General features: G+C 65.6%; 18 protein-coding genes. 10 read left to right on the forward strand and 8 right to left on the reverse strand.

Translation table 11 applies throughout. The annotated features are described in order from the left end of the window. Positions 1-96 precede the first annotated feature (96 nt). Positions 97-2,157 carry a UvrD-helicase domain-containing protein gene (locus tag HGB41_RS17825; RefSeq protein ID WP_171086921.1) on the reverse strand — a complete coding sequence of 687 codons (2,061 nt, stop codon included), beginning with the start codon at positions 2,155-2,157 and terminating at the stop codon, positions 97-99. Between the two features lie 66 nt (positions 2,158-2,223). Here HGB41_RS17825 and modA point away from each other — a divergent pair, with 66 nt between their 5' ends. The 3 genes from modA (at position 2,224) to HGB41_RS17840 (ending at position 4,298) form a co-directional block, all read left to right on the forward strand. Beyond that, entirely contained in the window at positions 2,224-3,000 is a 777-nt protein-coding gene (modA, locus tag HGB41_RS17830) for a molybdate ABC transporter substrate-binding protein (protein ID WP_171086923.1), read from the forward strand. Beyond that, entirely contained in the window at positions 2,993-3,700 is a 708-nt protein-coding gene (gene modB / locus HGB41_RS17835) for a molybdate ABC transporter permease subunit (RefSeq protein WP_171086931.1), read from the forward strand. The genes modA and modB overlap by 8 nt, the downstream gene beginning before the upstream one ends. Positions 3,701-3,812: 112 nt before the next feature. Continuing rightward, complete coding sequence (locus HGB41_RS17840) at positions 3,813-4,298, forward strand: SRPBCC family protein (RefSeq protein ID WP_171086933.1); 486 nt, start codon at positions 3,813-3,815, stop codon at positions 4,296-4,298. A 143-nt stretch (positions 4,299-4,441) separates the two neighbouring features. On the opposite strand, the gene HGB41_RS17845 is transcribed toward HGB41_RS17840, so the two are convergent. Further along, positions 4,442-5,881 carry a dihydrolipoyl dehydrogenase gene (locus HGB41_RS17845; RefSeq protein ID WP_171086935.1) on the reverse strand — a complete coding sequence of 480 codons (1,440 nt, stop codon included), beginning with the start codon at positions 5,879-5,881 and terminating at the stop codon, positions 4,442-4,444. Positions 5,882-6,249: 368 nt separating this feature from the next. Between HGB41_RS17845 and HGB41_RS17850 the strand changes: the two genes are divergently transcribed. The 5 genes from HGB41_RS17850 to senA all read left to right on the forward strand — a co-directional run bounded on the left by HGB41_RS17850 (position 6,250) and on the right by senA (position 14,073). Then, on the forward strand, positions 6,250-7,305 hold the full coding sequence (locus HGB41_RS17850; protein WP_171086937.1) for a zinc-dependent alcohol dehydrogenase family protein: 1,056 nt from the start codon (positions 6,250-6,252) through the stop codon (positions 7,303-7,305). A gap of 31 nt (positions 7,306-7,336) precedes the next feature. After that, positions 7,337-8,470 carry a sensor histidine kinase gene (locus tag HGB41_RS17855; RefSeq protein WP_229423103.1) on the forward strand — a complete coding sequence of 378 codons (1,134 nt, stop codon included), beginning with the start codon at positions 7,337-7,339 and terminating at the stop codon, positions 8,468-8,470. Positions 8,471-8,555: 85 nt separating this feature from the next. Continuing rightward, positions 8,556-10,061 carry a DASS family sodium-coupled anion symporter gene (locus HGB41_RS17860; protein ID WP_171086945.1) on the forward strand — a complete coding sequence of 502 codons (1,506 nt, stop codon included), beginning with the start codon at positions 8,556-8,558 and terminating at the stop codon, positions 10,059-10,061. 98 nt (positions 10,062-10,159) lie between these two features. Beyond that, positions 10,160-12,868 (forward strand): bifunctional acetate--CoA ligase family protein/GNAT family N-acetyltransferase, encoded by a 2,709-nt coding sequence (locus HGB41_RS17865; protein WP_171086947.1) that lies wholly within the window; start codon positions 10,160-10,162, stop codon positions 12,866-12,868. Next, on the forward strand, positions 12,865-14,073 hold the full coding sequence (gene senA, locus HGB41_RS17870; protein ID WP_229423104.1) for a selenoneine synthase SenA: 1,209 nt from the start codon (positions 12,865-12,867) through the stop codon (positions 14,071-14,073). The genes HGB41_RS17865 and senA overlap by 4 nt, the downstream gene beginning before the upstream one ends. Positions 14,074-14,099: 26 nt before the next feature. On the opposite strand, the gene HGB41_RS17875 is transcribed toward senA, so the two are convergent. Then, on the reverse strand, positions 14,100-14,993 hold the full coding sequence (locus HGB41_RS17875; protein WP_171086949.1) for a LysR family transcriptional regulator: 894 nt from the start codon (positions 14,991-14,993) through the stop codon (positions 14,100-14,102). Between the two features lie 99 nt (positions 14,994-15,092). Between HGB41_RS17875 and HGB41_RS17880 the strand changes: the two genes are divergently transcribed. Together HGB41_RS17880 and HGB41_RS17885 are read left to right on the forward strand one after the other, a co-directional pair. Continuing rightward, positions 15,093-15,701, forward strand: a complete 609-nt coding sequence (locus HGB41_RS17880) for a glutathione S-transferase family protein (protein WP_171086952.1) — start codon at positions 15,093-15,095, stop codon at positions 15,699-15,701. A 4-nt stretch (positions 15,702-15,705) separates the two neighbouring features. Beyond that, positions 15,706-16,605, forward strand: a complete 900-nt coding sequence (locus tag HGB41_RS17885; protein ID WP_171086955.1) for a pyridoxamine 5'-phosphate oxidase family protein — start codon at positions 15,706-15,708, stop codon at positions 16,603-16,605. Positions 16,606-16,619: 14 nt separating this feature from the next. Here the strand turns inward: HGB41_RS17885 and HGB41_RS17890 are convergent, their stop codons facing one another. The 5 genes from HGB41_RS17890 to HGB41_RS17910 form a co-directional block, all read right to left on the reverse strand. Beyond that, a complete protein-coding gene (locus HGB41_RS17890; protein WP_171086956.1) occupies positions 16,620-16,823 on the reverse strand; it encodes a hypothetical protein in 204 nt (67 codons plus the stop codon). 39 nt (positions 16,824-16,862) lie between these two features. Further along, complete coding sequence (locus tag HGB41_RS17895) at positions 16,863-17,390, reverse strand: hypothetical protein (protein WP_171086959.1); 528 nt, start codon at positions 17,388-17,390, stop codon at positions 16,863-16,865. Beyond that, complete coding sequence (locus HGB41_RS17900; RefSeq protein ID WP_171086961.1) at positions 17,387-17,632, reverse strand: helix-turn-helix transcriptional regulator; 246 nt, start codon at positions 17,630-17,632, stop codon at positions 17,387-17,389. The genes HGB41_RS17895 and HGB41_RS17900 overlap by 4 nt, the downstream gene beginning before the upstream one ends. A 272-nt stretch (positions 17,633-17,904) precedes the next feature. Continuing rightward, positions 17,905-18,726 (reverse strand): hypothetical protein, encoded by an 822-nt coding sequence (locus tag HGB41_RS17905; RefSeq protein ID WP_171086963.1) that lies wholly within the window; start codon positions 18,724-18,726, stop codon positions 17,905-17,907. 90 nt (positions 18,727-18,816) lie between these two features. Next, a complete protein-coding gene (locus HGB41_RS17910) occupies positions 18,817-20,823 on the reverse strand; it encodes a primosomal protein N' (protein WP_171086965.1) in 2,007 nt (668 codons plus the stop codon). Positions 20,824-20,897 lie beyond the last annotated feature (74 nt).

Below are 20,897 nucleotides of genomic sequence, written 5' to 3' on the forward strand. Positions count from 1 at the left end.
GACAAGCTAAGTCAAATGGGAATTTCAATCGTGCGCAGGTCTTGCCAGCGCATCAAGGCTTCTGCGCAACGTATTGGTCGTAGCAGTAACAGATGCTTACAATTTAGGCATCGCCAGCAAGGCTTTCAGGCTGGCCAGCCTTTCCTTTGGCGTAATGACTTCAGTTTCCTTCGGCGGTGCGTCGCCGACGTCGAGCGCCATCTCCTTGATGAAGCGCGAAGGCTCGCAATGCACCAGCTCGCCGGCGCGCTTGCGTTTCTTGCACCAGGTCAGGCGCAGGGTGCGCTGGGCTCGGGTGATGCCGACGTACATCAGGCGCCGCTCTTCCTGGATGCGCGCGGCGATGATTTCCACCGGCGCATCCGGGTCGCCCTTGTGCGGCAGGATGCCTTCTTCCACGCCGACCAGGAAGACGTGCGGGTATTCCAGCCCTTTCGAGGCGTGCAGGGTCGACATGCGCACGGCGTCCTGCTCGTCGTCCTGGCCCTCGAGCATCGACATCAGGGCCACCATCTGGGTCAGCTCGAGCAGGTTTTTCTCTTCGCCGTCGCGCTCGCGCCCGCCCCGGCCGCGTTCCTTTAGCCAGTTGGTGAACTCGAGCACGTTCTGCCACTTGGCCTGGGCCGCGCGGTCGTCGAAATTTTCGTACAGGTAGTGCTCGTAATTGATCTCTTTCATCATGTCGTCGAGCACCTCGGCGGCATTGTCGCCGCTGCCCGACGGGCCCGGCCGCGTGGCGCGGTCTTCCAGGCCGTTCATGAAATGGCAGAACCCGCGCAGCGGCAACAGCTGGCGGTCCGGCAGCTTGGCCTCCAGGCCGCCTTTCTGGGCTGCGTCGAACAGCGAGCAGTTCCACTGCTTGGAGAATTCGCCGAGCACTTCCAGCGTGGCCATGCCGACCCCACGCTTGGGGGTGGTGACGGCGCGGATGAAGGCCGGGTCGTCGTTCTGGTTGGCGATCAGGCGCAGGTAGGCGATGACGTCCTTGATTTCGGCCTTGTCGAAGAAGCTCTGGCCGCCCGACATCGTGTACGGGATGCGCTCCTTGCGCAGCGACTGCTCGATGACGCGCGCCTGGTGGTTGCCGCGGTACAAAATCGCGTAATCGGCCCAGTGGTTCTTGCGCTGGAAATGGTCGGCCGAGATCATGATCGCCACCTGCTCGGCTTCCTGCTCGTCGCTCTGCATGCCCAGCACCTCGATCGGCTCGCCCAGTCCGTGCTCGGACCACAGCGATTTCTCGAACAGCTTCGGGTTATTGCCGATGACCGCATTGGCCGCCTGCAGGATGCGGGTGGTCGAGCGGTAGTTCTGCTCGAGTTTGATCACGCGCAGGTCAGGGAAGTCGGTCTGCAGGGTTTTCAGGTTTTCGACGGACGCGCCGCGCCAGGCGTAGATCGCCTGGTCGTCGTCGCCGACGGCGGTGAACATCGGCTTCTTGCCGATGCCCGTCACCAATAGCTTCACCAGCTCGTACTGGCAGGTATTGGTGTCCTGGTATTCGTCCATCAGCAAATAGCGCAGGCGGCGCTGCCAGCGGTCGCGGATCGACTCGTTATTGCGGAACAGCTCCACCGGCAGGCGGATCAGGTCGTCGAAGTCCACCGCCTGGTAGGCCTGCAGGGTCGCCAGGTAGCTGCGGTAGACGCGCGCGGACATGGCTTCGTCCTCGTCTTTCGCCGCTTGAATAGCGTCTTCCGGATCCACCAGGCCGTTCTTCCACAGCGAGATCGCATTCTGGATGCGGCGGATTTCCTGCTTGTCGGTGGTGAGCGCCAGGTCGGAGACGATGGTGTAGCAGTCGTCGCTGTCCATGATCGAGAACTTGTCCTTCAGGCCGACGCCGGCCGCCTCCTGGCGCAAGATCTTGACGCCCAGCGAGTGGAAGGTCGATACCGTGAGCTGCTTGGCCTGCTTCGGCTGCTTGAGCAGCTTGGCGATTCGCTCCTGCATTTCGAGCGCCGCTTTGTTGGTAAAGGTCAGGGCGGCGATTGTGCGCGGATCGTAGCCGCGGTCTTCGATCATGTACGCGATTTTTTGCGTAATGACGCGCGTTTTCCCCGAACCGGCCCCCGCCAGCACCAGGCACGGGCCGTCCAGATAGAGCACGGCTTCGCTTTGCGGTCCGTTGAGGCCGAATTTTGGTGCGTTGGACATGGGAAAGTTTCTGCAGGATGGCCGGGTATTGTAACGATGAGTTGGCCGCCGCGCTAAAATGGCTTCATGAAAAAATTCCTCGTCATCCTGTTTGCAACACTGCTCGCGCTGCCGGCCAGCCTGGCCACCGCGGCGCCGCTGCTGGTGGCCGCGGCCAGCGACCTGGCGTATTGCATCGACGAGCTGGCGGCGGCCTTCCGCAAGGAAACTCCCGGCGCCGAGGTGAAGGTCTCCACTGGCGCTTCCGGCAACTTCTTTGCCCAGATCCGGAACGGCGCGCCCTTCCACGTCTTTCTGTCAGCCGATATGATGTACCCGACCCAGCTCGCCAAGGCGGGGGCCGCCGACGGCGCCACCCTACGTCCGTATGCCGTGGGCCGCATCGTGCTGTGGACCACGGACAGCCGTTTCGACGTGAACCAGGGATTGGCCTTGCTGCGCGACCCGCGCGTCACGCGCATCGCCATCGGCAACCCGGACACCGCGCCTTATGGCCGCGCCGCGAAAGCCGTCCTGGTGCGCGACAAGTTGTGGGAAGCCGTGCAGCCGCGCCTCGTGATCGGCGAGAACATCGCGCAGGCAGCGCAGTTCGTCCAGACCGGTAATGCCCAGCTGGGCATCGTGTCGCTGGCCACCGTGCGTTCGCCGAAGATGGCGGGCGTGGGCCGCTACTACCTGATCAGCGACACCGGGGTCCCTCCGATCGAACAGGGCGCCATCGTCACCGCTGTCGGGATGAAGGAACCGCTGGCGGGGCGCTTCGTACGCTTCCTCGGCTCGCCCGCCGCACGCGCCATCCTCGAACGCCAGGGCTTCGGCCTGCCAGCTGTCTCGAATGACTGAGTTGGGGAGCTTCGCCTTCGCCCCGGAGCTGTGGTCGGCGCTGGCGCTGACGCTGCGCCTGTCGCTGGTGACCTCGCTGGTGCTGCTGGCAATCGCCATCCCGCTTGCCAACTGGCTCAACACCAGCCGCATGCGCGGGGTCCTGTTCATCGAGACCCTGGTCAGCCTGCCGATCGTGCTGCCGCCGACCGTGATCGGTTTCTACCTGCTGATGCTGATGGCGCCGCAGCGTCCGCTCGGCGCGGCCTGGATGTCGGTGTTCGGGCATCCGCTGCCCTTCTCGTTCGCTGGCCTGGTGGCCGGCTCGGTCATCTACAGCCTGCCGTTCGCGGTGCAGCCGATCCAGTCGGCCTTCCGGAATGTGAGCCGCGACCTGGTGCAGTCGGCGCTGGCGCTGGGCCTGACCCGGCGCCAGGCCTTCTTTTCGGTGGTGCTGCCGCTGTCGCGCAACGGCATCTTTACCGGCCTGTCGCTCAGCTTCGCCCACACGATGGGCGAGTTCGGCGTGGTGCTGATGTTAGGCGGGAACATCCCGGGCCAGACCCGGGTCGCCTCGATCGCGCTCTACGACGAGGCGCAAAAGCTCAACTACGAGGCGGCGCATGCCTATGCCCTGGTGCTGCTCTTGATTTCGTTCGTGATCCTGGCGGCGATCGCCTTCTTCCAGCGCAAGCAGCATGCTTCGCTGCTGGGTAACTGAGCCCGGCAATTTCCCGGCAATAACCCGCACCGGCGCGACGCCCGGGCCTGCAATCGGGTACCATCTCGCCCTTGCGGCGCATGAGCGCCGGCGCTTTTTGGACACCCGCACCATGAAATTTGAACATCTCATCCAGATCAACGATCCGCTCAACCCGCTGGTCGATACCCTTACCGTCGAGCAGCTCTGGCGCGGCCTGGTGCTGCGCGCGGAATCGCCCAAGCTGTTCGTGCCGCACCTGGACGAATGCCAGATCGGCGAGCGCGCCAGCGGCAGCTTCGCGCGCCGCCTGCGCTACGGCGACCTGGTGATCGACGACGTCGTGCACATGACGCCCCTGCAGGAAGTGCGCTTCGAAGTGCCGGCCCAAGGCGAGATCGCGGCATCGAGCCTGACGATGGCCATCGAGACGCCGACCAATGCCATGCTGCTGGTGCGCTTTACCTACGACGACGGCCAGGGCGAGCACACCGACGAAGCCAACAAGATGTATGACGATTTCAAGCGCTCGGCGTACCAGGAGGCGGATATCGATACGGTGCGGATCCTGCGGCAGCTGGCCAGCGAAGGCAAGCTGGATGCGAGTTACCTGAACTAGTAGGGTGGGCGGCTCGTGATCTGGTCCCCTGGACCAGATCACCCCGCGCGTTCAACCAGCAATGGAATAGCCGCGCGGGCAACATTACCGACGATTGAACGCGCGGGCGGGAGACCCGCCCACCCTACGGGAAATTTGTCGCGTTACGTCCCCGGTTCGCTATCCGACGCATTGATCTCGCTCTCACCCTTCGTCAGGCAGTGCGCCAGATCGCGCAACGCCGTGCGCACGCCCTCCTCGATCACCGGGTGATAAAACGGCATCTCCAGCATCTGGTCCACCGTCATGCGCATCTGGCAGGCCCATGACAGCGTGTGCGCCAGGTGTTCGGCGCGCGGCGCAATCATCTCGGCGCCCAGGAAACGGCGCGAGCCGTATTCCGCATACACCCGCAGCATCCCCTTGTTCTGCAACATCACGCGGCTGCGGCCCTGGTTCGCGAACGACACCTCCCCCACAGCGAACTTGCGCTTGCCGCCCTCGCACAGGCTGCGATAGTTCGCTCCGAGCGTGGCGATGTTCGGCTCGGTAAAAGCCACCGCGATCGGCGTGCGGCGCAGGCCGGGACGCACGTCCGGATAGCGGCCCGCGTTGTCGCCGGCGATCTTGCCGTGGTCGGCCGCGTCGTGCAGCAGCGGGCGCTCGTTATTGGCGTCGCCGGCGATGAAGATATGGCTGCTCCCGCACTGCATGGTGCGTGCGTCGAACAGCGGAATGCCATCCTTGCCGCGCTCGATGCCGGTTTCTTCGAGGCCGATATCATGCACGTTCGGCGTGCGCCCGGCCGCCATCAGCACGAACTGGAAACGTTCGGTGTTTTCCTTGCCCAGCGCGTCGCTGACGGTCAGCGCCACCTCGTCACCCTCTTGAACGGCGCGCACCACCTTCGACTGGAACTGCATATCGAGTTCTTCGTTCAGCACCCGGCCGGCTTCGCGCAGCACCTCGGGGTCGGTGATGTGGGCGATGCTGCCGCCGCGCGCATAGAATTTCACGCGCACGCCGAGCCGGCCCAGGGCCTGGCCCAGTTCCAGCCCGATCACGCCGGTGCCGATCACGGCCACCGACTTCGGCAGGTCGTCCCAGTAAAACACGTCGTCGCTGGTGACGATGCCGGGGCCGACGTTTTCCAGTGCCGGCAGGCGCAGCGGCGTGGAGCCGGTGGCGATCACGATGCGGGCTGCGGTGATCACGGTATGGTCGCCGACGACCAGCGTATGCGGACCGGTGAAGCGCGCATGGCCGCGCAGCTTGTCTTCATCCGGCATGGCGTCGACGCCTTCCAGCACGAAGCCGACAAAACGGTCACGCTCGCGCCGCACCCGTTCCATCACGGCCGGGCCGTCGATGCGGACTTCGCCCGCATGCACGCCGAAGGGCGCGGAATGCTGCATCGCATGCGCCGCCTCGGCCGCTGCGATCAGGAGCTTGCTCGGCATGCAGCCGACCCGCGCGCAGGTGGTGCCGTAGTGGCTGCTTTCGATCACCACGGCGCGCGCGCCGTGTGCCTTGGCAGCGCGATAGGCCGTCATGCCGGCGGTGCCGGTGCCGATGACGGCGACGTCCACGTTCAGTTCGTTCATCGTTTTCTCCGACGGATTCATGACGGAACAATACGCGATTTCCGGAAGGACTGTTGGAACCGGGGCGGTACGCAAGCCGCCACCCCCGCAACCCTTTGGCCCGGCTTCTCCTCGGTTAGTTTGAAACGCTGGTTGACCCGAACCGGGAATAGGCGCATCGTGGTCTGTCAATACCCCTTTGCCGGCCAGGGGTTCCTGGCGCGCCTGTTTCACGATCGTGCTTCCAGCGCGCCGCGCCCTGCCCTGCTTTTCTCCCTACGCATCCCGACTGCGCCTGCCAGCGACTAACACCTCAAGAGGCACGTTATGAGAATGCATCATCCAGCAAGCCCGGCTACGCCACCACCGACCCTGCCAGGGAAGGCAGCATGAAAGCGCTCGTCTTCCGCGGTCCCGGCAGCATCGCCTGCGAAGATCGCGCGCGTCCGGTCTTGCAGGATGCCGGCGACGCCATCGTACGCATGCTCAAGACGACGATCTGCGGCACCGACCTGCATATCCTGCGTGGAGACGTTCCTGAATGCATCGCCGGAACGACGCTGGGACACGAAGGCATCGGCATCATCGAGGAAACCGGCAGCGCCGTCACGACGCTCAAGGCCGGCGACCGCGTCCTGATCTCGTGTATTTCCAGCTGCGGAAAATGCGAATACTGCCGACGTGGCATGTTTTCCCATTGCGCGACCGGGGGCTGGATCCTGGGGCATACGATCAACGGCACCCAGGCCGAATTCGTGCGTACCCCTCACGCGGAAACGAGCCTGTATCCGCTTCCGCCGGGCGCGGACGAGGAGGCCATGGTCATGCTGAGCGATATCCTGCCGACCGGCTTCGAGTGCGGAGTCCTGAGCGGCAAGGTGGAGCCTGGCTCAACGGTCGCCATCGTCGGATGCGGGCCGATCGGCCTGGCGGCGTTGCTGACGGCGCAGCTGTATTCGCCAGCAATGATCGTCGCCATCGACCTCGACCAGAACCGGCTGGAGGTTGCCACCCGCTTTGGCGCCAGCCATGCGCTCGACAGCGCCGCGGACGATATCGTGCAGCGCGTGCTCGAGCTGACCGGCGGCAAAGGCGTCGATACCGCCATCGAAGCCGTCGGCGTACCGGCGACCTTCCTGCTGTGCCAGGACATCGTGGCGCCCGGCGGCATCGTCGCCAATATCGGTGTCCACGGCCAGGTGGTCGAACTACACCTGGAACGCCTGTGGTCGAAAAACATCGCCATCACCACCGGCCTGGTCGACACGTATTCCACCCCGATGCTGCTGAAAACCGTCGGCGCGAAGAAGATCGAGCCAGGCCGCCTGGTGACCCACCGCTTCGGGTTCGACCAGGTGCTCGATGCGTATGACACCTTTGGCCGTGCCGCCGACACCGGGGCGCTGAAAGTAATCATCGAGTTCGAGCCGCCCACCACTACATGACCCGCTCCCCATCTGCCCCGGAGGCCCGCCCATGATGCACGACTTTTTGGCAAACAATGCCGATGACCTGATCGACCGCTGCGTGGCGAAAGTAGCCAAACGCCCCAAGCGGCATGCCACGGCCACGCAGCTGCGCAACGGCATCCCGATGTTCCTCAGCCAGCTGACCAGGACCTTGGAAGCCGAGCAGGTCGAGGGGGCCGGCGCTGGCCTGGCTATCTCGGGCGCGTCCGGCGGCGACAACGCGACCCTGTCGGAAATGGGCGTCAGCGCCGCCGCCCACGGCACGGCCCTGCTTGCGCTGGGCTATACAGTGGACCAGGTAGTGCACGATTACGGCGACCTGTGCCAGGCCATCACCGACCTGGCAGTCGAGCGCGACGCCCCCTTCACCATCGACGAATTCCGCACCCTCAACCGGTGCCTGGACAACGCGATCGCGGACGCGGTGACCGAGTTCAGCTTCCAGCGCGATGCGACCCTCGCCGAGCAACAGTCGGCGGACCTGAACGAGCGACTTGGATTCCTGATGCATGAACTGCGCAATTCGCTGAATGTCGCGACCATGGCGGTGACCGCCATGGAGGCCGGTTCGCTGCCAGTGAAGGGAGCGACGGGCGCGGTACTCAAGCGCAGCCATGAAGCGATGAAGCGCCTGATCACCACCTCGCTCGACGAAGTGCGCATCAAGGGGGCAGAGCAAGGTGCGGCCAAGGTGTTCTCCCTGGCGTCGTTCATCGACGAAGCGCGCGAGTCGGCGCAACTGGATGCCGAGTCGCGCAACTGTGAACTGGTGGTGCTGCCGGTCGACCCGGCGCTGGGGATCGCAGGCCATCGCTACCAGCTGCTGGCCGCGCTGGCCAACATATTGAACAACGCCTTCAAATTCACCTGCGCGCAGACCAGTGTCACCCTCAGTGCGTATGCCCTTGGCGACCGGGTGCTGATCACGGTGAAGGACCATTGTGGTGGCTTGCCGGTGGGCGATGCCGAGAAACTTTTTTCTCCCTTTACACAGCGGGGCGATGACCGGTCCGGCCTCGGCCTGGGCCTGTCGATCGCCCGCCAGAGCCTTGCCGCCGACGACGGCGAGATCACGGTCGAGAATTTCCCGGGCATCGGTTGCGCCTTTACGATCAGCCTTCCGCGCCGCGTCGCGCCTTGAGCAGGCGCGCCGGTAAGGCTCGACCGGGCCTGTCCAGGCCGGTGCACCCACGCTCGCCTTCATTCTCCGGTTGCAAAGGGCGCGCATGCTATCCAAGCTAGGTGCTGCGCTCGGCTATTTCAGCCGATCCGTACCGTTTCGCCCGGTTCCAGCCCTGATCACCAGCGCCGTCCTGGCAGCCCTGCTCCTGGCACCCTGTCCGGCCGGGCTGGATCCCAAGGCATGGACCCTGGTCGCGATTTTCCTCACCACGATTGTCGCGATCATCCTGAAGGTCATGCCGATCGGCGTCATGGCCATGATGGCGATCGTCATCGTGGCCCTGTCGCAAGTGACCTCGACCTCGTCGAAAGGGGCGATGGCCGATGCACTGGGCAGTTTTTCCAGTCCCCTGATCTGGCTGATCGTGGTCGCCATCCTGATTTCACGCGGGCTGAAGAAAACAGGCCTGGGCGGCCGTATCGGCCTGATGTTCATTGCCATGCTGGGAAAGCGCACGATCGGCATCGGCTATGGCCTGGCGATATGCGAACTCATCCTGGCGCCATTCACGCCCAGTAACACCGCACGTGGCGGCGGCATCGTCCATCCGATCATGAAGTCGATCGCCAATGCCTTCCAGTCCGACCCGGCGGATGGCACGCAAGCCAAGGTCGGCACCTACCTGGCACTGGTGAACTACCACGCCAACCCGATCACCTCGGCCATGTTCCTGACCGCCACCGCGCCCAACCCGCTGGTGGTCGACTTCGTCGCGAGGGCCAGCGGCCAGGACCTGCAACTGAGCTGGACCACCTGGGCGCTGTGCATGGTGCTGCCCGGGCTGGCTTGCCTGCTGGTGATGCCGCTGGTGATTTACCTGCTCGCGCCCCCGCTGCTCAAGGCCACGCCCGATGCGGTCGTCTACGCGCGGGGCGAACTGAAGCGCATGGGTCCGCTGGCGCCGAAAGAAAAAGTCATGCTGGGCACCTTCGGCTTGCTGCTGGTGCTGTGGGCGAACCTGCCTGCAGCGCTGTTCGGCCCGGCGTTCACCCTCGATCCGACCGTAGTCGCCTTCGTCGGCTTGTTCGTGCTGGTCATCACCGGCACGCTCGACTGGGATGACGTATTGTCGGAAAAAAGTGCATGGGACACCCTGATCTGGTTTGGCGCGCTTGTCATGCTGGCCGAGCAGTTGAACAAGCTGGGCGTCGTTGCCTGGGGTTCGCTCGCCATGAACGATGCCATTGTCGCCAGCGGGATGGGGTGGATGGGCGCCGGCGCCGTCCTGCTGCTGGCCTTCGTTTTCTCGCACTACCTGTTCGCCAGCACCACCGCCCACATCAGCGCCATGATGCTGGCCTTCCTGCTGGTCGGTGCGCAGTTGCTGCCGGGCGCCTACCTGGCGCCCTTCCTGCTGATGATGACCGCCGGCTCGTCGATCATGATGACGCTGACGCATTACGCCACCGGCACCTCGCCGATCATTTTCGGGAGCGGCTATGTGACGATGGGCTTGTGGTGGCGAGTCGGCTTCGTCATGTGCGTGGTAGAGCTGGCGATCTTCGCCCTCGTCGGCGGCGCCTGGTGGAAACTGCTTGGCTACTGGTGACGCCGTCTTACCGCCCGCGCGCATCCGCGTGCACTGGCCCTCCCAGCCCATTTTGCTGCGCCTGGGTGACCTTGCCGTCTTCTACCTAAAGGAAAGTCATGAGTGTCAGGAACCTGGAACACCTGTTTGCGCCCCGGTCGGTCGCGGTCGTCGGTGCGTCGAACCGGCCGCACAGTGTCGGTGCGACCGTACTGCACAACCTGGCCGGGGGCGGCTTCATGGGGAAGGTCTATCCGGTCAACCCGAAACACGACAGCCTGTGCGGACAAACCGCCTACCCATCCATCGCCGATTTACCGGAAGTGCCTGAGCTTGCGATCATCTGCACGCCTGCGGCGACCGTGCCGGGTATCGTCGCCGAGCTGGGAGCGGCCGGGACACGCGCCGCGATCATACTGAGTGCGGGCATGGGCGCGCTCCTGGACGGCACCAGCGTGAGCCTGAAACAGGCGGCGCTGGACGCAGCCAGGCCTTACCTGCTGCGCCTGCTTGGGCCCAACTGTGTCGGCCTGCTCGTGCCCGGCATTGGGCTCAATGCCAGTTTTGCCCATACCGGCGCCTTGCCGGGACACCTCGCGTTCGTGTCGCAATCGGGTGCGCTGGTAACCGGCATCCTGGACTGGGCGAAGTCGCGCGGGATCGGGTTTTCCAAGTTCATTTCGCTCGGCGACAGTGCCGACATCGATTTCGGCGACGTGCTCGATTATTTGGCGACCGATCCGAATACCAGCGCCATCCTGGTGTATATGGAAGACCTGAAGCATGCGCGCAAGTTCATGTCCGCCGCCCGCGCGGCCGCGCGCAGCAAGCCAACCCTGATCCTGAAATCGGGCCGCGTTCCCGAGGGGGCCAGGGCCGCCGCCTCGCACACCGGCGCCCTGGCCGGATCCGACGCCGTCTACGATGCCGCCATCCGCCGCGCCGGCATGCTGCGCGTCCTGTCGACCGAAGACCTGTTCGCCGCCGTGGAAACGCTGTCCCGGGCGCGCCCGCTTGGTGGCGAACGCCTGGCGATCCTGACCAACGGCGGGGGTCCCGGGGTAATGGCCACAGATGCGCTGGTCTGCGGAGGCGGCACCCTGGCAGTGCTGTCCCCGGCCACCCTGGCCCGGCTCGATGCCGCCCTGCCTGCGGCCTGGTCGCATGCCAATCCGGTCGACATCATCGGCGATGCGCCGGTGAGCCGCTACGTCGACGCCTTCCAGGCCCTGCTGCGGGACGAGGGCTCGGACGCGATCCTGTTCGTCCACGCGCCGACGGCGATCGTTTCGAGCGCCGAGATCGCCGAGGCGCTTGCCCCACTGGTACGTGCGGCGTCACGCAACATCCTCGCCTGCTGGCTGGGCGGCGACACCGTGGCGCCAGCCAGACGCATCTTCTCCGATGCGGGGATCCCGACCTTCGACACGCCGGAGCAGGCAGTGGAAGCCTTCCTTCAGATCGTTCACTTCAGGCGCAACCAGGACCTGCTGATGCAGGTGCCGCCCTCGGCGTCCGGCGATCCGATTCCGCAGCGCTCGGCCGCGCGCACCGTGATCGATGCCGCGCTGGCGGAAGGACGCGAGATGCTGTCCGAACCCGAAGCCAAGCAGGTGCTCGCAGCCTATGGCATCCCGGTGGTGAAAACGCGCATCGCCCGTACCGTGGAACAAGCCGTGCTCGATGCGCAGCAGATCGGGTTTCCGGTGGCCGTCAAAATCCTGTCCCCGGATATCAACCATAAATCCGATGTCGGCGGCGTCATCCTCGACCTGGAGACGCCAGAGGCGGTCGGCATGGCCGCCCAGGCAATGCACAGGCGCCTGTCGGCGCTGCAGCCGCAGGCCCGCCTGCAGGGATTTTCCGTCCAGCAGATGGCCCGGCGTCCGCAGGCAAGCGAAGTGATCATCGGAATGAGCACCGATCCTGTCTTCGGTCCGGTCATCCTGTTCGGCCAGGGCGGCATCGCCGTCGAAGTCATGGACGACCACGCGGTCGGCCTGCCCCCGCTCAACATGGTGCTGGCGCGCGACATGGTGTCGCGTACGCGGGTATCGAAACTGCTTGCCGGCTACCGCAACAGCCCCCCGGCGGATGTCGACGCCATTTGCCGCACCCTGGTGCAGGTCGCGCAGCTGGTCATCGATATGCCGGAAATCGCGGAACTCGACATCAATCCCCTGCTGGCCGACGGCGACGGCGTCGTGGCCCTGGACGCGCGCCTGCGCCTTGCCCCGGTGGAGGCTGGTGCGCATCCCCTGGACCGGCTGGCCATTCTTCCCTATCCACACGAACTGGAAGACAGCGTCGACTGGCACGGCCAGCAGCTTGTGCTGCGGCCGGTCCGGCCTGAAGACGGCGTCGCGCATATCGCTTTCTTCAACGCGCTTACAGCGGACGATATTCACTATCCCCTGTTCGTGCGGGTGCGCGAACTGCAGCCATCCCAGCTCAGCCGCTTTACGCAAATCGACTATGACCGTGAAATGACCTTCATCGCCACCCGCCCGGACCTGGAAGGCAAGCCGGAAACGCTGGGGATGGCGCGCGTGGTCGCCGATCCGGACAACCTGGACGGCGAGTTCATGCTCATCGTCCGCTCCGACCTGAAAGCGCTGGGCCTTGGCGAAATGCTGATGAGCAAGCTGATCGCCTATTGCCGCATGCGTGGCACGGCTCAGATCTCCGGCAACGCCCTGTCGCAAAATACCGCGATGATCGCGCTGGCGCGTAAGCTGCATTTCGAGGTCGAGCGGATGGCCAAGGATCAGACAGTGCGGCTGCGCCTCGAACTGGCGGCGCCAGGAAGACCTACAATGGGTGCATGACCGACGACCATTCATCCTTCCGCCACCTGGGCCCGCGCGAGCTGGACCTCGCCTTGCAGGACGCGCGCCGGCATACGCTGGCCTTGTTCGACGCCCTCGCCGCAGCCGGCTACGGCGAGGCGGCGCAGGTGCCGCACCTGCCCATCCTGAACCTGCCGTTGTGGGAGCTGGGACATATCGCCTGGTTCGCGGAATGGTTCGTCCTGCGCGAAGCGCTCAGCAGCAAGCCGGGCGACGCCGTCAAGCCTTCGCTGCAGGCGCGCGCCGACGACTGGTTCGATTCGAACACCGTGGCCCACGGCACGCGCTGGGCGCTAGCGCTGCCCGATCCGGTGGCGATCAAGGAATATTGCGGCGAGGTGCTGGACCAGGTCCGCGACCGGCTCGCGCATACACCCGATGAGGACGCGGCGCTCTACCCGTTTCGCCTGGTGCTGGCGCACGAGGACATGCATGGGGAAGCCCTGCTGTACACCTTGCAGACCCTGGGCGCGGCGGCGCCTGCTGCTATCGCCGCCATGGCCGCAAACGTAGGGGTGGCGCCGGCCTGCGCCGAGATTGCCTGCGCCGGCGACTTCCTGCGCGGCGGCGACCAGTCGCGCGGCTTTGTGTTCGACAACGAAAAGCAGGCAGCGCCTTGCCGCGTGGCCCCGTTCGCGATCGACGCCGGCCTGGTGTCCAATAGCGCCTACCTGGCGTTCATGCGCGATGGCGGCTACCAGTGCCCCGTATACTGGAGCGATGCCGGGCGCGCATGGCTGGCGCTGGAGCAGCGCGTGGCGCCGCGCTACTGGCAGCGGGAAGCAGCAGGCGATGCGTGGCGCACCAATTGCTTCGGCAGCGCGGCCACGCTGGACCCTGCCGAACCAGTACGCCATGTGAGCCTGTACGAGGCGCAGGCATATTGCAGCTGGGCCGGACGGCGCCTGCCGACCGAAGAGGAGTGGGAATGCGCAGCGGGTTCCGGCCAGCCTGGCTTTCGCTGGGGCGAGCTGTGGGAATGGACAGCCTCGCCCTTCCATCCTTACGCGGGGTTCGCCCCGGACCGCTACCTGGAGTATTCGGCGCCGTATTTCGGGAGCCGCCAGGTCTTGCGTGGGGCCTCGTTCGCCACGCCGATGCGGCTGCGCTCCCCGCATTTCCGCAACTTCTACACACCCGGGCGTGACGATATCTTCTCCGGGTTTCGTACCTGCGCCTTGTAGGCTGGCAGGGTTGCTCGACTGGCCCTTCAGGCAAGCAGCTGCAGCTGCCCGAACTCTTCCACGGCGAAATCGACGAAAGCGCGCTGGCGCGCCGTCATGAGGCGCGCGCTCGGGAACACCAGGTGGACCGGGAGCGGCTCCTGCTCGTAATCGCCCAGCAGGCGCACGAGAGCGCCCGATGCCAGGTCGGGCGCGACCTGGTAGGACAGTGCCTTGGCAATCCCGAAGCCCTCGCACGCCGCATGCAGCACCGCTTCGACATCGTTGAGCTGCAGGCGCGGGGTGAAGCGGACCACGTGTTCGCGCGTGCCGTCCTGGTAGCGCCATTCGGGCAGTCCGCGCACGGTCGTCGTCAGGATCAGCTCGTGCTGTGCCAGCGCTTCCGGTCCCGCAGGTTCGCCGCGGTGCGCCAGGTAGGCCGGGCTGGCCACCGTCATGCGCCGCACCACGCCGAGCTTGCGTGCGACCAGTCCCGAATCGTCCAGCGCGCCGATGCGCAGGGCGAGGTCGATGCCGTTCTCGATCAGGTCCATGTTGCGGTCGGCAAGGACCAGGTCGACCTGGACTTCCGGATAGCGCGTAAGGAAGCGCGTGACCACCGGCGTCATGTGGCGCCGGCCGAAGACCATCGGCGCCGTGACGCGCAGCAGGCCGCGCGGCGGCGCTTGCTGGTGTTCGCGCATCGCGCTGTCGTAGTCCGCCAGCAGGCGCCGCGCCTGCCCCGCCAGGCCCAGGCCTTCATTGGTCGCGGTGAGCCGGCGCGTACTGCGCTCGAACAGGCGCACGCCCATGCGCTCTTCGAGCGCCGACAGGATGCGCGTGACGGCCGAGGGCGAGCGCCGCAGCTTGCGCGATGCTGCAGCCAGGCTGCCGGCGTCGAGGATGGCCAGGAAGACCTGCAGTTCGTCCAGACGGTCCATTGTTTCGCCAAGTGAAAGAATGAATTGTCATTATGCGGTATTCCGCAAGGATGCCGGCAGGTCTACGCTGGAGCCTCTATCACTTTCCTGCATGCGGCCATGACTTCTCCTTCCCTGATCCTGCACGGCACCGCACTGTCCGGCCATACCCACCGGGTCGAACTGTTCCTGCACCTGCTGCAGCTGCCTTACCAGCGCATCGATGCACCGGCGGATGTGCGGCAGGGCGCGGATTTCCTGCGCCTCAATCCACTCGGCCAGATTCCGGTCCTGCAGGACGGCGAGCTCGTACTGGGGGACAGCAATGCGATCCTGGTCTACCTGGCCCGCCGCTACGCGCCCGGCACCGGCTGGCTGCCCGACGACCCGATAGGCGCCGCGGAGGTGCAGCGCTGGCTGTCGCTGGCGGCGGGCGAGATCGCCTTCGGTCCGGCCAAGGCGCGCATCTCGGCCCGCTTCTACGATACCGGCATGCCGCCGGCGCTGATGCGCAAGCTGGCGGACAAGGCGCTGGGCTTCATGGACGCCACCCTGGAGCGACGCGCCTTTCTCGCGGGCGAGCGCCCGACGCTGGCCGATATCGCCTGCTACGCCTATGTCGCGCATGCGCCCGAAGGCGGGATCGCGCTGGAACCTTATCCCCAGGTGCGCGCCTGGATCGCCCGCATCCAGGCCTTGCCGCATTTCGTGCCCATGCCCGCGGAGTGATCCCATGAGCGACCATCGCCTCCCCTCCCCCTTCCACGCCGGCGAGCAGCGTGCCCAGCACCTGGCCGGCGGCGGCCCGGCCGGCGCCCCGATCCGCTCGCAGATGCCCGACCAGCACCGCAGCTTCTTCCCCCTGCTGCCCTTCCTGTGCGTCGCCGTGCCGGACGACACCGGATGGCCGCTCGCCACGCTCCTGCACGGCGATCCGGGCTTCGTCTCCAGCCCCGCCCCGGGAACACTGCATGTCGCCGCCCTGCCCGGCGCCGGCGATGCGGCGCGTGCCTGCCTGGCCTCAGGTAGAGAGATCGGCCTGCTCGGCATCGACCTGGCCACCCGGCGCCGCAATCGGGCCAACGGCGTCGTCGCGCAGGTGGACGGGCAAGGACTGTCGGTGCGTGTGCATCAATCCTTCGGTAACTGCCCCAAATACATCCACGTACGCCGGCTGGCGCGCGTGGAGCGGGAACCCGGGCCGGTGGAAGCATTCGGGGCAGACCTGCCGCAAGCGGCGGTGTCCATGATCGCAGGCTGCAAAACGATGTTCGTCGCCACCTCCAGCGGCGCTGCGCCCGGACGCGCGGTACGCGGCCTCGATATCTCGCACCGCGGCGGCGCGGCCGGCTTCCTGCGCGCGAAGGGAAACGTGCTGACCGTGCCGGACTATCCGGGGAACCGCTACTTCAACACGCTGGGCAACCTGCTGCTGGAGCCGCGGGCCGCGCTGGTGATGGTGGATTTCTCATCGGGCGACATGCTGCAGCTGCAGGGGGTCGCGGAAGTGGCATGGGATGCGCGTGGCGCAGGCGACGATGCGCTGGCCGAACGTGCGTGGACGTTCACGATCGTGCGCGGGTGGCTCAGGCGTGGCGGGTTTGGCCTGGAGGAGCTGCAGGCTGAGGGATAGGGGCGTTACCGCACTCACTCGGTCAAGGCTGTAGGTTTGCGATGCCAGATTTCGACTATTTTCGCCATTGCCTCGATCACGGCAGTCACTGCCGGCACCAGCCAGAACCAGGAAGCCGACAGGTAGTACAAGGCGGCGGCACCCACGACGGCGGCTGGAAACGAACACGCGAACGTCCGGTTCGACGCAGCGAAGTAAGCGCTCAATCTGGTCCACATGGCGGTACACCTTTCGTTCATTAAAAGCAGGGGCCTGGATTATTCTTCAAAGACGGAGAGCGTCGGCGACTTCCAGCTGGCATAGAGCGTGGGAAGACTACCGAACCACGTCAGGTTGCCGATAACAAGCGCAAACGCGATGCCAAGCAGTCGCTCCATCTCCCATCCCTGCAGCGCTGCCATGACCATCAACGCTGGTCCACCGACCATGTTCAACAAAGCCAGTACGGCCAGGCAGAACAGGAATGCATCCTTGCGCAACGCGGCTTCCCGTTCGTCGTCATCCATGGATGGTTTACCCAAGGGACCATTGAGGGAAACCGCCGCCATCGTCGCCACAATCGGGCCGGCAACGGCATACACTGCCTGCGCTACCGGGAAAGCGATCGCCGAGGAGACCAGTCCCACTCCGCATGCCATCGGCAGCAGCGGCAACCAGCGCATCGGCCGGTACCGCCGCCGCGCATCGGCGTCACTGGACATATCGCGCGTGACCATCTCCGATGCATCGGTCCACCGGACCAACGTATCCATCCTCTGCAGTGCCGTTTTGCCTGTCGCGCTCATTCATCTTCTCCTGCTCGTTTCAAGGTCATGGCGATCGGCTCGAAGCGCTGGAAAGAAAACAGCATCTCGACGCTGACACCGAAGTGCTGGGCGATCTTCATCGCCAGCTCCAGGCTGGGCTTGTAGTCTCCGCGCTCCAGGTACCCGATGGTCTGGTTGTTGACACCGACTGCTTCAGCGAGATCCCGTCGCGAGATTCCACGCTCCGCACGGAACAGCGCGATCCTATTGTGTAAAACCATAAGACTATTCGATTCCTGTACGATTTATTGTGATTACACAACAGATCGATGTACACGTCAATCGCAGTAAAGCAATGCGAGGGGATTCACCCCAGCATCCCGCTCCCACCAATCACTGCACACACAATCGTCGCGACCAGGAAGCCGATTTTGATACGGCGGTCCTTTGCAGCCGTCGACACGGCAGCCAGCAGCAAGAGGAACACCAGGAATGCGGACGGTTGTGAATACATTGGACGCTTTCGTTATTTGGAGACGGCCGGCGGCAGTGCTCAGCGCACCACGTGGCTGATCCCGAAACTGAACTGCACCTGGACCAGCGTATCGGCCGGAATCCCCCCCGGATGCGGATAACGCGCCAGCGCGCGGTTGGCCACGCTGCTCAGCGCGGCCTCGAAGCCGTCGCCCATCTTGCGCGTCTTGCGGTCGCGCAGCGTGTCGGAGCTGACCCAGCCGACCAGTTCATACTCGTGCGACTGGCCGCGCTGCAGCTCGATGCGCGGCACGCCGACTAAAAAGCGCAGCGTGACGTCGCCGCCGATGCCATGGCTGGATGCCAGTTCCGGGTACTTCACTTCGGCCGCGATGGTCGCGAGTACGCCGACGATGTAGTTGCAGGCCGCCAGCCGGTCCTTGGGCCAGGCATTCAACTCGGCGACAAAGCGGTCGGGATCCGCCAGCGCCTCCGTCGACACCCCGCAATAGGCTGGCAGGGCCCCGGGATTCTTCCAGGCCCACCACAGCGCTGCAGCCACGTCCGGACCATTGGCCGGATCGGCATAACCGGCGACCAGGCGCGCGGAGCCGTCCTTTTCACCCGCGTCGTGCGCCTGCACGTAGAAAGTCACCGCGCGCGACCAGTCGCGCTTGACGCAGATGCCGTTCTCGTACATCGACCCGGCCAGCAGGGCCATTTCGGGATACTCGTTTTCCAGGCCGCTTTTCAGCCGCTTGACGGCAGTGACGCAGTCGCGCGCGGCAATGCTGTTGCGGACGGCGTCGACCGCCATGGCGCCGGCGTAGGTACCGGCAGATGCCGTGGGCGCTGCCGCCATCAGGGCAAGCAGCAAGGTAGCGGTAATGGATGCGCGCATGGCGGCCTTTCGGAATGCTCGAATCAAGGACAGGACTCTAGCAGAACCGGGAGGCGTGAATTCTCACCGATCGCCACACATGCGGGGATATCAGATATCGAGCGGATCGACTTCCAGGGACCAGCGCACGCGCGACTTCATGGCGCGCAAAATGTCGATCCACTCGCGCAGGAATGCCTGCAGCGCCGGGCGCGAACTCGACTCCACCAGCAGCTGGGCGCGGTCGACGTTGTGCACGCGGGTCATCGTCATCGGGATCGGGTCGTTGATCATGATGGCTTCATGCGGATAACTGTCGCGCGCCGCCTCCAGGAAGGCGATGGCGGTGGCCAGCTCGGGCGCCTCGGCGCGCAGCAGCGCCTGGTACATGTAAGGCGGCAGCCCGGCCTGGCGGCGTTCTTCCAGCAGGCTGCCGGCGAAGCGGTCGTAGTCGTGGCGCACGACGGCGCCATACAGCGGATGGCTGGCATAGCGCGTCTGCACCAGCACCTCGGAGGCCGCCCCGGCGCGCCCGGCGCGTCCCGCCACCTGCATCAGCTGGGCGAACAGGCGCTCACTGGCGCGGTAATCCTGCGAGAACAGCGCGGTATCCGGGTTCAGGATCCCCACCAGGGTCAGCTTTTTGAAATCGTGGCCCTTGGCGACCATCTGGGTGCCGATCAAAATATCCACTTCGCCCCGGTGCACGGTGTCGAAGGCCGCCTGGGCGCTGCCCTTCAGGCGGGTGGAATCGGCGTCGATGCGCAGGATGCGCGCTTCCGGGAACATCGCCTGCAAGCCCTCCTCCACGCGCTGGGTGCCGCGCCCGAGCGGCTGCAGGTCGACGTTGCCGCAGGTCGGGCAGTTGCGCGGGATGCGCAGCTCCAGGCTGCAGTGGTGGCAGCGCAGCCGGTGTTCGGGCTTGTGCAGCACCATGAACGAGGTGCAGCGGGTGCAGTTGCTGATCCAGCCGCAGGCCTCGCAGGTGATCACCGGGGCATAGCCGCGCCGGTTCAGGAACAGCAGCGACTGTTCGCCGCGGTCCAGCCGCTGGCGCAGGGCGGCCAGCAGCGCGCCGCTCAAGCCGTCTTTCGGGCGGTCTCGCTCCAGGTCGACCAGCTTCACGGTCGGCAGCACGGCGTCGCGTACGGCGCGCTCGCGCAGCTCCAGCTTGCGGTAGCGCCCGGTAGCGGCGTGGTGCCAGCTCTCGAGCGAGGGCGTGGCCGAGCCCAGCACGATCGGGATCGCCAGCTGGTGCGCGCGCCAGACCGCCAGGTCGCGCGCCGAATAGCGCAGGCCTTCCTGCTGCTTGTACGAGGGGTCGTGCTCTTCGTCGATGACGATCAGCTTCAGATGCGGCAGCGAGGACAGGATCGCCAGGCGCGTGCCGAGCACGATGCGCGCCTTGCCCGCGTGCGCGGCCATCCAGTGCAGCGTGCGCTCGCCCTCGGACAGGCTGCTGTGCAGGGTTGCCAGCATCACGCCCGGGAAGCGCGCACGGATATTCCCTTCCAGCTGCGGGGTCAGGTTGATTTCGGGGACCAGGATCAGGATCTGGGCCTGCGCATCGCGCGCCAGCACCTGGGCGCAGGCCTGCAGGTAGACCTCGGTCTTGCCGCTGCCGGTCACGCCGTACAGCAGGATCGGCGTAAAGCCCACCGCCCCGCCGATGGCATCGGCCGCCGCCTGCTGCGCCGGATTCAGCGCCGGCATGCCGGAAGGGGTAGGGTCGTGCGGCGTCTCGTCCTTGGCCAGTTTCTTCAGCGCGCGATCGAGCGCCACGGTCTTGGGTACGCGCAGGTTCTTCGGCAACCCGGGCAGCGCCACCTCGCCCAGCGGCCGCTGGTAATAGTCGGCGGCGAAACGGGCCAGCGCGATCCAGCGTGCGGACAGCGGCGAGAGCTGGCTGCGCACGGCCAGTGCATCCTTGAGCTTGTCCGGCGGAACCTCGGAGTGTTCCTTGACCGCCACGACCAGGCCAACCACCTCGCGCCGCGCGAATGGCACCAGCACCAGCTGGCCTACCAGGGGCTCGTCGCCCGGCTGGCAAGGCCAGCGGTAGTCGAAGCAGCTGTTGAGCGGCGTATCGAGCGCGACTTCAAGGAAACAGTGTGCCAAATCCAACCTTCTTTATGCCTGCAAGCTGTGGAAAACTTTGTGAATAGTGCGGTACTTGACCCCGCTGGAGGTTT

Source organism: Telluria aromaticivorans (assembly GCF_013003915.1).
GTDB lineage: Bacteria > Pseudomonadota > Gammaproteobacteria > Burkholderiales > Burkholderiaceae_D > Telluria > Telluria aromaticivorans.

What these genes read in the sequence shown, in the direction of transcription:
- HGB41_RS17825 (WP_171086921.1), bottom strand. Translation starts at nt 2,157, where the DNA reads ATGTCCAACGCACCAAAATTCGGCCTCAACGGACCGCAAAGCGAAGCC.
- modA (WP_171086923.1), top strand. Translation starts at nt 2,224, where the DNA reads ATGAAAAAATTCCTCGTCATCCTGTTTGCAACACTGCTCGCGCTGCCG.
- modB (WP_171086931.1), top strand. Translation starts at nt 2,993, where the DNA reads ATGACTGAGTTGGGGAGCTTCGCCTTCGCCCCGGAGCTGTGGTCGGCG.
- HGB41_RS17840 (WP_171086933.1), top strand. Translation starts at nt 3,813, where the DNA reads ATGAAATTTGAACATCTCATCCAGATCAACGATCCGCTCAACCCGCTG.
- HGB41_RS17845 (WP_171086935.1), bottom strand. Translation starts at nt 5,881, where the DNA reads ATGAACGAACTGAACGTGGACGTCGCCGTCATCGGCACCGGCACCGCC.
- HGB41_RS17850 (WP_171086937.1), top strand. Translation starts at nt 6,250, where the DNA reads ATGAAAGCGCTCGTCTTCCGCGGTCCCGGCAGCATCGCCTGCGAAGAT.
- HGB41_RS17855 (WP_229423103.1), top strand. Translation starts at nt 7,337, where the DNA reads ATGATGCACGACTTTTTGGCAAACAATGCCGATGACCTGATCGACCGC.
- HGB41_RS17860 (WP_171086945.1), top strand. Translation starts at nt 8,556, where the DNA reads ATGCTATCCAAGCTAGGTGCTGCGCTCGGCTATTTCAGCCGATCCGTA.
- HGB41_RS17865 (WP_171086947.1), top strand. Translation starts at nt 10,160, where the DNA reads ATGAGTGTCAGGAACCTGGAACACCTGTTTGCGCCCCGGTCGGTCGCG.
- senA (WP_229423104.1), top strand. Translation starts at nt 12,865, where the DNA reads ATGACCGACGACCATTCATCCTTCCGCCACCTGGGCCCGCGCGAGCTG.
- HGB41_RS17875 (WP_171086949.1), bottom strand. Translation starts at nt 14,993, where the DNA reads ATGGACCGTCTGGACGAACTGCAGGTCTTCCTGGCCATCCTCGACGCC.
- HGB41_RS17880 (WP_171086952.1), top strand. Translation starts at nt 15,093, where the DNA reads ATGACTTCTCCTTCCCTGATCCTGCACGGCACCGCACTGTCCGGCCAT.
- HGB41_RS17885 (WP_171086955.1), top strand. Translation starts at nt 15,706, where the DNA reads ATGAGCGACCATCGCCTCCCCTCCCCCTTCCACGCCGGCGAGCAGCGT.
- HGB41_RS17890 (WP_171086956.1), bottom strand. Translation starts at nt 16,823, where the DNA reads ATGTGGACCAGATTGAGCGCTTACTTCGCTGCGTCGAACCGGACGTTC.
- HGB41_RS17895 (WP_171086959.1), bottom strand. Translation starts at nt 17,390, where the DNA reads ATGAGCGCGACAGGCAAAACGGCACTGCAGAGGATGGATACGTTGGTC.
- HGB41_RS17900 (WP_171086961.1), bottom strand. Translation starts at nt 17,632, where the DNA reads ATGGTTTTACACAATAGGATCGCGCTGTTCCGTGCGGAGCGTGGAATC.
- HGB41_RS17905 (WP_171086963.1), bottom strand. Translation starts at nt 18,726, where the DNA reads ATGCGCGCATCCATTACCGCTACCTTGCTGCTTGCCCTGATGGCGGCA.